Annotated in this window: 14 protein-coding genes; 12 read left to right on the top strand and 2 right to left on the bottom strand. The window is 58.7% G+C overall.

Annotation, left to right across the window (positions count from 1 at the left end; translation table 11 throughout):
- Position 1 precedes the first annotated feature (1 nt).
- The 7 genes from steA (at position 2) to I6J28_RS08500 (ending at position 6418) form a co-directional block, all read left to right on the top strand.
- Positions 2-1162, top strand: coding sequence for a putative cytokinetic ring protein SteA (gene steA / locus I6J28_RS08530; RefSeq protein WP_204611444.1), 1161 nt, complete (start codon positions 2-4; stop codon positions 1160-1162).
- Positions 1163-1165: 3 nt separating this feature from the next.
- The gene (locus I6J28_RS08525) at positions 1166-2068 is read left to right on the top strand and encodes a copper transporter (RefSeq protein WP_179386468.1); all 903 of its coding nucleotides are present in this window, start codon (positions 1166-1168) and stop codon (positions 2066-2068) included.
- Positions 2069-2071: 3 nt separating this feature from the next.
- Positions 2072-2710, top strand: coding sequence for an NUDIX domain-containing protein (locus tag I6J28_RS08520; RefSeq protein WP_005324666.1), 639 nt, complete (start codon positions 2072-2074; stop codon positions 2708-2710).
- The gene (gene xerD / locus I6J28_RS08515) at positions 2707-3597 is read left to right on the top strand and encodes a site-specific tyrosine recombinase XerD (protein WP_204609170.1); all 891 of its coding nucleotides are present in this window, start codon (positions 2707-2709) and stop codon (positions 3595-3597) included. The genes I6J28_RS08520 and xerD overlap by 4 nt, the downstream gene beginning before the upstream one ends.
- Before the next feature lie 12 nt (positions 3598-3609).
- Positions 3610-4614, top strand: a complete 1005-nt coding sequence (locus tag I6J28_RS08510) for a hypothetical protein (protein ID WP_204609168.1) — start codon at positions 3610-3612, stop codon at positions 4612-4614.
- 127 nt (positions 4615-4741) lie between these two features.
- A complete protein-coding gene (locus I6J28_RS08505) occupies positions 4742-5614 on the top strand; it encodes a ParA family protein (protein ID WP_204611443.1) in 873 nt (290 codons plus the stop codon).
- A gap of 6 nt (positions 5615-5620) precedes the next feature.
- Positions 5621-6418, top strand: coding sequence for a segregation and condensation protein A (locus I6J28_RS08500; RefSeq protein ID WP_204609166.1), 798 nt, complete (start codon positions 5621-5623; stop codon positions 6416-6418).
- On the opposite strand, the gene I6J28_RS08495 is transcribed toward I6J28_RS08500, so the two are convergent.
- Positions 6415-6981, bottom strand: coding sequence for a GNAT family N-acetyltransferase (locus I6J28_RS08495; protein WP_204609163.1), 567 nt, complete (start codon positions 6979-6981; stop codon positions 6415-6417). The genes I6J28_RS08500 and I6J28_RS08495 overlap by 4 nt on opposite strands.
- 88 nt (positions 6982-7069) lie before the next feature.
- Here I6J28_RS08495 and scpB point away from each other — a divergent pair, with 88 nt between their 5' ends.
- The 5 genes from scpB (at position 7070) to I6J28_RS08470 (ending at position 12402) form a co-directional block, all read left to right on the top strand.
- Positions 7070-7624 carry an SMC-Scp complex subunit ScpB gene (scpB, locus tag I6J28_RS08490; protein WP_204609160.1) on the top strand — a complete coding sequence of 185 codons (555 nt, stop codon included), beginning with the start codon at positions 7070-7072 and terminating at the stop codon, positions 7622-7624.
- 55 nt (positions 7625-7679) lie between these two features.
- A complete protein-coding gene (locus tag I6J28_RS08485; protein ID WP_204609158.1) occupies positions 7680-8591 on the top strand; it encodes a pseudouridine synthase in 912 nt (303 codons plus the stop codon).
- Positions 8591-9286, top strand: a complete 696-nt coding sequence (gene cmk / locus I6J28_RS08480; RefSeq protein WP_150850985.1) for a (d)CMP kinase — start codon at positions 8591-8593, stop codon at positions 9284-9286. The genes I6J28_RS08485 and cmk overlap by 1 nt, the downstream gene beginning before the upstream one ends.
- A complete protein-coding gene (gene der, locus I6J28_RS08475; RefSeq protein ID WP_204609156.1) occupies positions 9279-10859 on the top strand; it encodes a ribosome biogenesis GTPase Der in 1581 nt (526 codons plus the stop codon). Before cmk ends, der begins: the two co-directional genes overlap by 8 nt.
- Before the next feature lie 157 nt (positions 10860-11016).
- Positions 11017-12402, top strand: a complete 1386-nt coding sequence (locus tag I6J28_RS08470) for an anaerobic C4-dicarboxylate transporter (protein ID WP_204609154.1) — start codon at positions 11017-11019, stop codon at positions 12400-12402.
- Here I6J28_RS08470 and I6J28_RS08465 read toward each other — a convergent pair.
- Entirely contained in the window at positions 12399-13205 is an 807-nt protein-coding gene (locus I6J28_RS08465) for a class I SAM-dependent methyltransferase (RefSeq protein WP_204609152.1), read from the bottom strand. The two genes, I6J28_RS08470 and I6J28_RS08465, sit on opposite strands and share 4 nt — an antisense overlap.
- Between the last annotated feature and the right edge of the window lie 28 nt (positions 13206-13233).

Here is a 13233-nt window from a genome sequence, read left to right as displayed (position 1 = left end):
AATAGGGCCCATGGCTCTGTTTTCCCGTGACCCCGAGCAGCCTGGTGCACTGCGCGATTGCACTCCAGGCGCTAAGGGGATGAAAAAGTTTAGTGAAGGCGATGTCGCCGTAATTGATGCGGCTAATATCTCTCGCCACGAGGCTCAGACCCTCGTAGACCTAAAGCCCTCCGCCGTCATTAACGTGGCGGAATTTTCTACCGGCACGGTCCCCAATTATGGCCCGCACATGTTGCTTGACGCCGACATTACTCTCCTTGAAGGCGTTGGGCAGTCCTTTGTTTCTGAGTTCAAAGAGGGCAAAAAGGCTCGCATCGGGGAGGACGGTACCGTCTTTAGCGGCGATAGGGCGCTCGGTACCGGCCGCGTGGTAACTCGTGAGCGAGCAGAAGAGAACTTCACCGCGGCGCAGGGCGGGCTGATTGACCATATGGAATCCTTCTTTGGCAATTCCATTGACTTTATTAACTCGGAAGGCCCGCTGCTTATCGACGGCCTCGGTGTCCCCGCCTCCGGCTCCGAAATCGCCGGCCGCAAGGTTGTCCTCTTTTCGCCTACCGATAGGCACCGCGAACAGCTCAAGCAGCTACGCAACTTTATTCGCGAGTATGAGCCGCTGCTGATTGCTGTGGGAGCAGCGGCAGATTCGTTGCTGGCCCAAGGGTATAAGCCAGATTTCATTATTGGGGATCCCAATAGCGTGAGCGATGAAGCTCTGCGTTGCGGCGCCCGCGTAATCGTTCCTGCGGACCCAGAAGGGGAGGTAGAAGGCCTCGACCGCATCCAGGACCTTGGCATTGGTGCGATGACCTTCCCCGCGGCAACGCATTCAGGTACCGACCTGGGCCTGCTCTTTGCGGACTACCACGGCGCCGATCTTATTGTGCAGGCCGGCGGCGGGGTAGACCTCGATGATATCTTTGCGGACCGCACCAACCCCTCGGCCGTGCTGTCCCGCCTTAAGGCCGGTACCAAGGTGGTTGACGCCGATGCGGTAATCAATCTCTACAGTGCGCCTTCCTCCAACCTCGGCTGGCTGTGGGCAGTGCTGGGCATCTTGGTTGCCATTGCGGCGGTCATCCTCATCGTCGGCTTCGGCGGCAGCCAGGACTTTGCTAGCAACCTTAGCGAAACCTGGTCCAGCCTCTTTGGGGGCGCATAGGGCATGGCAAAGACTGAGCTTGTAGCAGGCTTGGGCTTCGGCGCCGCGGTTGGCGTAGCCTTAGGCGCTCTAGTGATTGCGCCGAACTTGACCACCAGCATGGCAGACGACGATCCGATCCGCGAGGAGCACCGCAAGGTGGTCCAAGACAATAAGATTCTGCAGACCCAAAATGACGCCAGCGACAAGATCGTGGCCGATTCTGGAGCGGAAATGGTTGATGGAGCCTTGTCTCAGCGCCCAGTACTCATCGTGACCACCGATGACGCCAATGGCGGCGACGTGGACGCTATCCGGAAGCTCTTGAAGTCTTCCGATGCCACCGAGGCCGGCGAGATTAAGCTGACCAAAGACTTCTTGCGTCCCGAAACTAAGGACAAGCTGCTTCCCATCTTGAAAGATACTGCGCCCAAGAAGGCAGATATCAAGGACTTGGATTCGGCCGGAGCCCTTGGTGGTGAGGTGCTAGGCACTGCGCTGTCTATGGATCCTGAGAGCACGAAGCCTTTGGCTTCAGTGGACGAGCGTGCAGACGTGCTCCATAAGCTGCGCGACGAGGGCTTTATTGATTACGAAGATGGCACCATCGTTCCTGCCCAGGCCATTATCGTGGTCTCTGGTAATGGCCTGCGTGGTTACCCGTCCAGCGCGCTGGCAGAATTTGCCACCGGGTTGGATGATGTCAATGGGTCCGTGGTGTTGAGTGGGCGCACCAAGCAGACTCAAGATGATAAGGCGCTAGCCCAGGTGCGGGATCAGGACGCGGAGCTGTCTACGGTCGATAGCACCGAACGGGCAGTGGAGCGCATTGCGGTCATTCTGGCCACCCAGGAACAACTTGATGGTGGCCAGGGCGACTATGGCGCCACCGAAACTGCTGACTCCGCCTTGCCGGGAAAGGAATAGCCCATGGCGCATGATTTCAAGGTGCTTGATTCGCAGCTGCTTGTCGAAGCTCCCATTCTTGCCCTCCGCCGCGACGAGGTAGTCATGCCCGGCGGCGTTTCTGCCTCCCGGGAAGTAGTCGAGCACTTAGGTGCTGTGGCCGTTGTGGCAGTGGACTCAGACGAGCGTATTGCGATGGTGTATCAGTACCGCCACAGCGTGGGAAAGCGCCTGTGGGAACTGCCGGCGGGATTGCTCGACGTACGCGGTGAGGATGAGCTGACCGGCGCCCAGCGTGAACTGCAGGAGGAGGCCGGCCTGAGCGCGCAGACGTGGTCCGTGCTGACGGACCTTGTGACCTCGCCGGGTTTCTGCGAAGAAGCGGTTCGCGTATTCCTTGCCTCGGAGCTTTCCGACGTCCCCCGGATGGAGGCTACCGGTGACGAAGAAGCCGATATGGAAGTCGCCTGGGTGGGCCTCGACGAGGCCGTCGACAAGGTGCTGCGCGGTGACATCGTCAATTCCATTGCCTGCAGCGGTATCTTGGCCGCCTACGCTGTGCTGCGCGGCGGCAAGCAGACCCGCAGCGTGGAGGAGCCGTTCGACCTTCGACCGACCTCGATGAGCTCCCGCCGCACGGGCGCGGACCTAAAGCAGCTGTGAGTGCGCTAGAAAACATAGCGCAGACGTGGCTTAATCATCTAGCAGTCGAGCGCGGCGTTTCCGCCAACACCTTGAGCAACTATCGCCGCGATGTCCGCCGCTACCTTGCATGGCTGGGGGATAACGGGGTAGAGGATCTGCGGTCGGTGACGCGACCGATGGTGGAGGCTTATCTTAAAGACCTGCGCTCACACATGGCTGTGTCCTCAGCCAACCGAGCGCTCATCGTTGCTCGCGGACTGCATAAATTTGCCGTGTCAGAAGGCGTAGTGGACGTTGATGTTGCGGTTGAGGTAACCCCTCCGTCAACCGGGCAGCATTTGCCGGAGACATTATCGGTAGATGAGGTCACCGCCCTCATTGAAGCGACTCCTACTGAGACCCCGGTAGATGTGCGCGACCGCGCCCTGCTGGAGATGCTCTATGGCACCGGCGCGCGAATCTCGGAAATTGTCTCCCTCAACGTTGATGACGTGTCCTCCGCGCAGGAAGTAATACGCTTGCGGGGCAAGGGAGACAAAGAACGGATTGTGCCAGTGGGCTCGCATGCCCGCCAGGCTCTCGATGCCTACCTGGTGCGGGCGCGACCGGCGCTGAGCAAAGGTAAGACGCCGGCGTTGTTTCTCAATAACCGTGGCGGCGCTTTATCCCGTCAAAGTGCGTGGACTGTGTTGAAGACTGCAGCGCAGCGGACGCAACTGGGAAAGTCCATATCGCCGCACACCCTGCGGCATTCTTTTGCGACGCACCTGCTTGAAGGCGGCGCAGATGTGCGCACCGTGCAAGAATTACTGGGACATTCCTCGGTGACGACAACGCAAATATATACTCACGTCACTGCCGATTCCTTGCGCGAGGTCTGGCGCACTGCGCACCCCCGTGCCTAAGAAAGGACCTATATGTTTTCAACTCGTGTAGCTGGTGCGGTGCTATCTACCGCATTGATTTTCCCAGCGGTGGCACACGCCCAGCTGCCGCCGGAAGTAGAGGCTGCTATTGCCGCTCCCATTTCGGTTCCTGCCGGCCAGACCACGACTGTAAGCCTGCCCGTGCCGGCCGAAGCCAACTACTCCGGCGATGGGTGGAACGTGTCTGCCTCAGGTACCTCCGCTACCATCACCGCCCCGGCAGATGGCGGCCAAATCTCGGTTCCTGTCTCCGCCCAAGGCATGAATGCAACCCTGACTCTGGTAGCCGATGGGTCGGTCGCACAGGAGGACATTCAGGAAGAAATTGACGGCGCGGAAGGCGGCCCGAACCCAGCGCCAGCGCCGGATCCGGGCTCTGATAAGCCGGCTCAAGGCGACAAGGCGCCAGCCGGAAACGATGCCGAGGGCGGAGATGACAGGCCCGTGCCGGCGAAAGAAGATAGCAACTTGCCTGTTGTTCCAGGCAAAAAGCCGGAGCGCAAGCCTGCTGGGGAAGCCAACCTTGACGGTGCGGAATACGTAAACCTCGAATCCAAAATCGAAGGCAATACTATTACCGCAAAGATGGGCCTCAAGCAGGCCTATGACCTCTACCAGCAGTTCAAGGACACGCAAGAAAATGACGTCACGCTGCGCTACCTCGATGGCGAGGGCAATATTATCCAAGGCGTAGAGCGTGACGTGGACGCCTCTTCTCGAACCCTCACGCTGACCTATCCGGAGGGCGAGGCGCCTGATAATCCCTTTATTATGCAGTTGCTACGCAATGACGGTTCTGGGGCCGCACTCATCGTCACGCTGCAGGACCCTAACTATCAATCCGCCGCGGAAAACCTCGATGAGCGCCAGCAAAAGGACCCCGAAGAAGACGGCGGCTTACATTTGGGCTGGATTATTGGAGGGGCAGCCGCGGCGGTACTCATCGCACTCATAGCTTTGGTGGCAATTCTCAAACGCCGTTCTAGTCAACGCTAAACGCTTGATATAGGCTAAGTCTCGGTACTTTTAACCTGTAACGGGTACGCTTTAATGACAACGTTGTAATCAACCCTAAGCCAAGTGTCATGGTCCGGAACTTGGCGTCAAGGAAGCAGGTGTGACTGTGAGCGAAGAGGGTCTATTTTCTGCCTCTGACGTAGAGGTGGGGCTGACCGGTCGTCCTATCCGTGAGCTACCGGAACCCGCACCCTTGGAAAAGCATGGGCCGGCCACCATCATTTCGATGTGTAACCAAAAGGGTGGCGTAGGCAAAACCACCTCAACCATCAATATGGGCGCCTGCTTGGCCGAGTATGGCCGTAAAGTCCTCTTGGTTGACCTTGACCCCCAGGGCGCGCTTTCGGCGGGGCTTGGGCTCACGCATGACGATATCGAGGACACCATCTATGACGTGATGCTCGATAGCCACACCTCTATTCATTCGGCTATCCAGCACACCGGGGTATCGGGCTTGGATCTGGTGCCGGCGAATATCGACCTTTCCGCCGCGGAAATTCAGATGGTCAATGAGGTCGGTCGCGAGCACACCCTTGCCCGCGCCCTGCGTCCGGTGCGCCGCGATTATGATTTCATCATTATTGACTGCCAGCCCTCCTTGGGCCTGCTTACCGTCAATGCCCTTGCTTGCTCACAGGGTGTGATCATCCCTATGGAGTGCGAGTTCTTCTCCCTGCGCGGTTTGGCGCTGTTGACCGATACCGTGGAAAAGGTTTCTGATCGCATTAACTTTGACCTTGAGGTCATGGGAATCCTAGTGACCATGTTTGATCGCCGGACCAAGCACGCCCGGGAAGTTATGTCCCGGGTGGTGGATTACTTTGGCGATAAGGTCTTTGACACAGTCATTACCCGGACCGTTCGGTTCCCAGAGACTTCGGTGGCCGGCGAGCCGATTACTACCTGGGCGCCAAGCTCCCCGGCCACACAGCAGTATCGGGACCTGGCCAAAGAGGTCATTGAGCGCTCGACCGTTTAAGGTATCGTGACCCAGCCGGAGATTACGGGCTTTCGCATTGCACTGCGGAATTTTGAGGGCCCTTTTGACCTGCTTTTGCAGCTTATTCAGTCCAAGAAGATGGACGTGACTGACGTTGCGCTGTCAGAAGTAACGGACGAATTCGTGGCGTATACGCGCCAGCTGGGAGAGTCCGCTGATCTGGATGAGACCACTGATTTTTTATTGGTGGCAGCTACGCTCTTGGATTTGAAGGCGGCGCGGCTTCTGCCGCGCGGTGATGTCGACGATATTGAAGACTTGGAACTGCTGGAGTCGCGCGACCTCCTTTTTGCCCGCCTGTTGCAGTACAAGGCTTATAAGCAAGCAGCGGACCAATTCGCCGTGTGGCAGCGCGAGGCACAGCGCAGCTATCCGCGTGCGGTTTCCATCGAGGAGAAGTTCGCCGAGCTTTTGCCTCCAGTTTCGCTCGGCCATACGCCGGCCAGCTTTGCCGAGCTAGCGGCCGGCGTGTTCCGCCCCAAGCCACCGGAGGAGGTAGCAACCGGTCACGTGCACTCCGTAGCAGTATCTGTACCGGAGCAGGCCGGCAAGATTTTGGAAACACTCAAGCTACTCGGTGCGGGCCAATGGACCAGCTTTGGTGCGCTAACCCGCGACTGTACGGTTTCTATGCAGGTGGTAGGCCGTTTCTTGGCCCTGTTGGAGTTGTACAAAGCCAAGGCGGTTGATGCACAACAAGAAGAAGCGCTGGGTCAGCTGGACCTATCGTGGACAGGCTTGGATGTTGACCCAGCGGTAGTTGCCGCAGCGAACTGGGACTAAGGCCGCTGCTGGATGAAATCCAGTGTATCGGGGGAGAGCTCGCGGTCGGAGTAGACGCGTACGTCTGGTTCCTCGGGGTTGTCCTCGGTGCCTATGCGGCGCCCTTCCCATACTTGTTGGAGCCCTTGCTTTTCGATGACCCGGATGGCCGCCGGGTGATTTGTGGTCACGCGGGCGGTAATGGGGGAGTTGGGGTCCACCTGGCGGATGCTCTTCACTGCCTCAGAGGTGATCTCGGTGGCAAAACCTGCACCCCAGTGGGCGGGGCGCAGGCGGTATTTGATGTCCCAGAAGTTTCCTTCTTCGACGAAGATTGCACCGCCGACGCCGACGAATTCCGAAGGATTGTGGCGCATATACGCGGCCCAAGGACCGAAGTGGTGGGCATCCCACGACTGGGAGGATGCTTGTGCGAGTGCGCGCGTGGTGCGGATGTCAGCAAAGCGCCCGTTCGGGCGGTGGCTCCAGATACGTCCGTCGCTGTAGACCTTGTGGGTCTCTTCGGTATTAGCGGCGGATAGCGGGATGAGGATGAGTCTGTCGGTGCGAGTGATAGTTTCCATGACAATATGTTAGCCGAGTCACAGTCGCGAGCGAAAGTGATTTGAAGAATTTTCAGCGATTTTTTCTTCTCCAGTAAACTCGGAGGCTATGGATCTTCCCCTCATCTCGCAGCTGCGTTCCCGTCTTGAGTCCATATTGCTCGTGCTCGACTCCCCAGCCTCTGTGGAGCTATTGGCGCGTGCGCTGGGGGCGGAAAGGGACGTTGTTAGTGATTGCTTACGCAGCATTCAGCGGGAGCTAGATAATCGCGGTTCTGGTATCGACCTGCGCGAGACCCAAAAGGGGTGGCGCTTTTATACGCGCACCGAAAATGCCGGTGCGGTAGAAGAATTTCTCTTGGATGGCGCCCAAACCAAACTCTCCCGTGCTGCCCTGGAGACTTTGGCGGTGGTGGCCTACCGTCAGCCCGTCACTCGCCAGCAGGTGGCGGCGGTTCGCGGCGTCAATGTCGATGGCGTAATGCGGACCCTTAACCTGCGCGGATTGGTCCGGGAGCTGCCGCAGGATGATTTTGAGGGCGCCGCACACCGGTACGAGACAACGGAATTGTTTCTCGAGTTATTGGGGATCGATTCTTTGGAGCGCCTGCCTGACTTGGCACCGCTGTTGCCTGACGTCGAGGCGATCGACGAAGAGTACTAGCGTGGGGTAGGATTGCCCAGGTAATTTCATATCTTCGAGAGAAAAGGACACGTACGTGACTCCTCCCGCTCGCCGTGACGGCACACCGGATAAGAAGCAGCGAGACAGTGACATCATTGTCTCCAATGCCAAGCCGGCCCGTCACCAGCATGTGTCAAAGAAAAAGCAGAAGGCTACCGCAGAATCCGTAGCCCGCGAATTGGGCGCCGATTGGCTGGTCGATGAAGACAAGCCCAAGGGAGAGCGCCTCCAAAAGGTGCTCGCCAAGGCGGGCGTCGCTTCCCGTCGCCACGCAGAGATCCTCATCGATGCCGGCCGAGTTGAGGTCAACGGCAAGATCATTGCCAAGCAAGGCGTCAAGGTAAACCCCTCCGTTGACGTCATCCGAGTAGACGGCGTGCGCGTCAACGTCAATGAGGAGCACGAATATTTCGTGCTCAATAAGCCGCGCGGCATGCAGTCAACCATGTCTGATGATCTGGGGCGCCCGTGCGTGGGTGACGTGGTGTCAGAAAAGGTCGCAGCTGGCCAACGACTCTTCCACGTCGGCCGCCTCGATGCCGACACTGAAGGCCTGCTCATCCTCACCAATGATGGCGAGTTGGCCAACCGCTTGATGCACCCCAAGTACGAGGTGACCAAGACCTACCTCGCCACCGTATTGGGTGAGGCCGATAGGAAGCTCGTGCGCCAGCTCAAGGATGGCATCGAGCTGGAAGACGGACTGGCAAAGGCCGACTTTGCACAGGTAGTTGATACCAACCAGGGTTATTCCTTGGTGCGTCTTGAGCTGCATGAAGGCCGCAAGCATATCGTGCGCCGCATGTTGAAGGAAGCGGGCTTCCCCGTGCAGCGCTTGGTGCGCACCAAGCTGCATACAGTCCAGCTGGGCGATATGAAGCCTGGCGGCCTGCGTGCCCTCAATTCCAGCGAGCTGACTAGCCTGTACAAGGCGGTGGAGATGTAATGATTTCTAATATGCCGAATGAGGGTCTCATCCTAGCCGTGGATGGCCCATCTGGAACTGGAAAGTCGACCACGTGCCGTGCGCTGGCCAAGCAGCTGGATGCAAAGTACGTCGACACTGGTGCTATGTACCGAGTGGCAACGCTTGCTGTGCTGCGTGAAGGCGTCGACCCTGCTGACACCGCCGCGGTTATTGCGGCTACGGCCAATCTGCCCTTGGGAGTATCCGATGACCCAGACTCCACCGAGGTTCTCCTCGGCGGCGAGGACGTCTCGCGCGTTATTCGCGAAGACGAAGTCACCCGTAATGTTTCCGCCGTATCTGCCATTCCGGAGGTGCGCGAGAATCTGGTTGCGCTGCAGCGCAAGCTTGCCCGCGAGGCTCACCGCGCGATTGTAGAAGGGCGTGATATTGGCACTGTGGTGCTTGCCGACGCCCCCGCTAAAGCATTCATGACCGCCTCAGCCGAGGTCCGCGCTCAGCGCCGCCAAGCCCAAAATGAAAAGGCGGGCATTGCTTCGGATTACGAGACGGTACTCGCAGATGTCCAGCGCCGTGATGCGGCGGATTCTTCCCGCAAGGCCTCACCTCTGCGCCCAGCGGAAGACGCAACCCTAGTCGATACCTCCAATATGAGCCCAGAGGATGTGCTGGAAGCTCTGATTAACGTGGTAAAGGAGTCTGTCAATGACTAATCACGATCCCCAGGAAGAGTCGGAGACTCAGTTCCATTACCCGGCCGGTAAGTTCGATGATGAGGTGGTAGAAGCCTCTCCTGGTTGGGCCGCCGATGATTTCAATACCGAGGAATTCGACTATGACTTCGATGACTCGGAGTTTGGTGAGGCTGATTATGGCGACGATTCGAACGCGGAAGAGCCTCTGAGCGAAGAGGAGTGGGAAGAACTCTCCCGTGCCTTTGGCGTGGAGTCCGATGACCACACGGAAGAAGCCCTGTGCACGGTGGCCGTAGTCGGTCGCCCCAATGTGGGTAAGTCCTCCTTGGTTAACCGTTTCCTTGGCCGCCGTGAAGCGGTGGTAGAGGACCACCCAGGCGTTACCCGTGATCGTATTTCCTACGTTGCGGACTGGAACGGTCAGCGCTTTTTGGTACAGGACACCGGCGGCTGGGATCCCAACGTGAAGGGTATCCATGCGGCGATTGCCCGCCAGGCAGAAGTAGCCATGGAAACCGCCGATGTCATCGTTATGGTGGTGGACACCAAGGTGGGCATCACGGAGACGGATGAGGTCATGGCTCGCCGTCTGCAGAAATCGCCTGTGCCAGTGATTTTGGTATCGAATAAGTTCGATTCCGATAATCAGTACGCGGATATGGCGGAGTTTTATGCCTTGGGCTTGGGCGATCCGTGGCCCGTATCCGCCCAGCATGGCCGCGGCGGTGCGGACGTGCTCGATGAGATTTTGCGGGTCTTCCCTGAAGAGCCCCGACAGACCGCGATTACCTCTGGACCTCGCCGCGTCGCATTGGTGGGCAAGCCTAATGTGGGCAAGTCCTCGCTGCTGAATAAGCTCACCAGCGAGGAGCGCTCCGTGGTCGACAACGTCGCGGGAACCACTGTGGATCCGGTTGACTCTCTAGTGCAGCTGGATGAGCAGCTGTGGAAGTTCATTGATACCGCGGGCCTGCGCAAGAAGGTAAAGAACGCGCAGGGGCATGAGTACTATGCGTCCTTGCGTACCCGCGGCGTTATTGATGCTGCCGAGGTCTGCATCATGCTTATCGACGCCTCTGAGGAAATCTCCGAGCAAGACCAGCGCGTGCTCAATATGGTGCTCGAGGCGGGCAAGGCTCTAGTGATTGCGTTCAATAAGTGGGACCTCATGGAGGAGGATCGCCGTTACTACCTGGACCGCGAGATTGATCAGCAGCTGAGCCACTTGCCGTGGGTCACGCGCGTGAATATCTCTGCGGAAACGGGCCGCGCGCTGCAGAAGCTGGAGCCGGCCATGATTGAGGCACTGGAGAGCTGGGATCAGCGTGTGTCCACGGGCCAGCTGAATAACTGGTTGCGGGAGGCTATCGCGGCTAATCCGCCGCCGATGAAGAATAACCGCCTGCCGCGCGTATTGTTCGCCACGCAGGCCTCGACGCAGCCGCCGACCATCGTCTTGTTTACGACGGGCTTCTTGGACGCGGCGTATCGCCGCTACCTCGAGCGCAAGTTCCGCGAGCGGTTCGGTTTCCACGGAACGCCTATCCGCATCGCAGTGCGAGTGAGGGAAAAGCGCGGCAAGAAGCGCTAGCAGTATGCCCGTTACGCTGGGATTATAGCACTCAGGCGAGCGATTATTGCACCGAGACACGGTGTGAGAATTCGCTCGCCTTTCCGTTTATGTCCGTTCATGTGGGTCTGGATAGGATATAACCAGTCAAAAACTCTCTCGTGATGGAAGGCTCAGCATGTTAGCCAGCGTAATTGCGCCAGATTCAATTCTGGCCATCGTGCTCCAGGTCATCATCATCCTCAGCGCCCTGCTATTGGGCACTCGTTATGGTGGCATCGGACTTGGTCTTATTTCCGGCATCGGTTTGATGCTCATGGTCTTTGTCTTCGGCCTCGCCCCGGGTGAGCCGCCGGTATCCGTGATGCTGACCATCATTGCGGTCATCGGCTGCGCCGCCACCTTGCAGCAGGCGCGCGGCCTCGAAGTGATGATGCAATTTGCCGAGAAGTTTCTCCGCGCCCACCCAGAGCGCATTACCATCCTCGCGCCGCTGACTACTTGGTTCCTGACGGTTCTTTGCGGTACGGGTCACGTCGTGTACACGATGTTTCCGATCATCGAGGATATTGCCCTGAAGAAGGGCATCCGCCCAGAGCGCCCCATGGCCGTGGCATCGACGTCGGCTCAGATGGGTATTACGGCCTCGCCAGTATCTGTGGCCACCGTATCCCTAGCGTCCATCATCGCGGAAAATGCCGGTGCTATCGACCACGCCTATTCCATTCCGCAGATCCTCATGGTGGCTATGCCCGCCTCGCTTGCCGGTGTCATTCTTGCCTCGCTGTGGTCGCTGCGCCGCGGCAAGGACTTGGACGAGGACCCGGCATTCCAGGAGCGAATGAAGGATCCGGAGTTTGCAGAAAGCATTCACCAATCCACCGGATCGCTGATGGATGAAGAATTTTCGCCAGAAGCAAAGCGTGCGGTGGTTATCTTCCTCGTGGCTATCGCCAGCGTGGTGGCGCTAGGTGCGTTCGAATTCCTGCGCCCCCTCGTCCCGGGTGAGGATGGCGAGTTGAGCCCGCTGTCGATGAACCTGGTTATCCAAATGGTCATGCTTGTTGCCGGCGCAATCATCCTGCTCACCTGCAAGCCAGACCCGAAGAAGATCGCGGCCACGCCAGTCTTTAAGGCCGGTATGACCGCAGTATTCTCCGTCTTTGGTGTGGCATGGATGGCAGATACCTTCTTCGAAGCCCATATCGATGCCCTGGAGTCCAACCTCGGGTCCGTGGTGGAGGCCGCCCCGTGGGCCTACGCCGTGGTGCTGGTATTCGTGTCCAAGCTGGTTAACTCCCAGGCCGCCGCCCTGGTTGCCATCGCTCCGATTGGCCTGCAGCTCGGCATCGATCCCGCCATTATCGTTGGTTTCTACGGCGCAGCGTACGGCTACTTCATTTTGCCAACCTACCCTTCGGACCTAGCCTGCATCGGCTTCGACCGCACGGGAACTACCCACATTGGCAAGTTCGTCATTAACCACTCCTTCCTTGTCCCTGGCGCCATCTCGGTGTTCACCTCCTGCGTGGTGGGCTCGCTACTGGCGCAGGTCCTGCTCTAATCCGAATCCCGTACCAGCACGAAGGCATCCGTGCGGTACGGGATGCGTAGTTTTTGCCCCGGCTTAAATCCCATGTGCTCGTAGAGGTACCAATCCAGGTTGTGGGTCATACGTTCATGGATGTCTTCGCCATTGCGCAGCCAATAGGATCGGGTGTGCATCAGCTGGTGAAGCTGTTCGGGAGTTAATTCGTTCTCCCAGGTCAAGCGCAGCTCGCGGTCCAAAGACCACGGCGCCGTATAGTCCGGGTAAAAGCCTGGCTTATGTACATCGCCGGAGTGCATGATGCGAGACAGCCGCAGGATCCAGGGGTCCGCGTTGACGTCGAGCGTATTCCACACCAAGAGAATCTTCCCGCCCGGCGCGAGGACGCGGTCAAGCTCTGCACAGGCGGCTGGCACGTCGACCCAGTGCCAGGTTTGGGCGAGGCAGGCGGCGTCTAAGGAGGCGTCGGCAAGCGCGGTGTTTTCGGCCGTAGCACGAAGGACTGGCAGGCGGAGGTGGGCTGCGAGAATTGCGGCCATATCGGCGGAGGGTTCGAGCGCAATAACCCGAGCATTGGGTAGGGACTCGGTGAGTTTTCCAGTACCGGCGCCGATATCGGCAACGGTATGGGCGTCAGCAATAAGGGCAGAAACCTCGTCCGGATAGCCGGGGCGCACATCGTGATAGGTGCTCGCGCCGCGGCGGAAGGCCTGGGCGGAAGCGGTGCGTTGCGCGGCATTGCGGAAGCCGGGGCCTTGTCTGGTGGAGGCCCTGCGGTAGCTAGGGAAGTGGCTGGGATCGGGGCGGCGAGTCGACATAGCTCATCTAACCTACCGCGAATTAGAA

This window comes from Corynebacterium tuberculostearicum (assembly GCF_016894265.1).
Taxonomy (GTDB): domain Bacteria; phylum Actinomycetota; class Actinomycetes; order Mycobacteriales; family Mycobacteriaceae; genus Corynebacterium; species Corynebacterium tuberculostearicum_D.
This window is presented reverse-complemented; position numbering and strand designations above follow the sequence as displayed.

Bases quoted from the DNA above. Each gene is read 5' to 3' on its own strand.
- I6J28_RS08525 (WP_179386468.1), top strand. From the start codon at position 1,166: ATGGCAAAGACTGAGCTTGTAGCAGGCTTGGGCTTCGGCGCCGCGGTT.
- I6J28_RS08520 (WP_005324666.1), top strand. From the start codon at position 2,072: ATGGCGCATGATTTCAAGGTGCTTGATTCGCAGCTGCTTGTCGAAGCT.
- I6J28_RS08510 (WP_204609168.1), top strand. From the start codon at position 3,610: ATGTTTTCAACTCGTGTAGCTGGTGCGGTGCTATCTACCGCATTGATT.
- I6J28_RS08495 (WP_204609163.1), bottom strand. From the start codon at position 6,981: ATGGAAACTATCACTCGCACCGACAGACTCATCCTCATCCCGCTATCC.
- scpB (WP_204609160.1), top strand. From the start codon at position 7,070: ATGGATCTTCCCCTCATCTCGCAGCTGCGTTCCCGTCTTGAGTCCATA.
- cmk (WP_150850985.1), top strand. From the start codon at position 8,591: ATGATTTCTAATATGCCGAATGAGGGTCTCATCCTAGCCGTGGATGGC.
- der (WP_204609156.1), top strand. From the start codon at position 9,279: ATGACTAATCACGATCCCCAGGAAGAGTCGGAGACTCAGTTCCATTAC.
- I6J28_RS08470 (WP_204609154.1), top strand. From the start codon at position 11,017: ATGTTAGCCAGCGTAATTGCGCCAGATTCAATTCTGGCCATCGTGCTC.
- I6J28_RS08465 (WP_204609152.1), bottom strand. From the start codon at position 13,205: ATGTCGACTCGCCGCCCCGATCCCAGCCACTTCCCTAGCTACCGCAGG.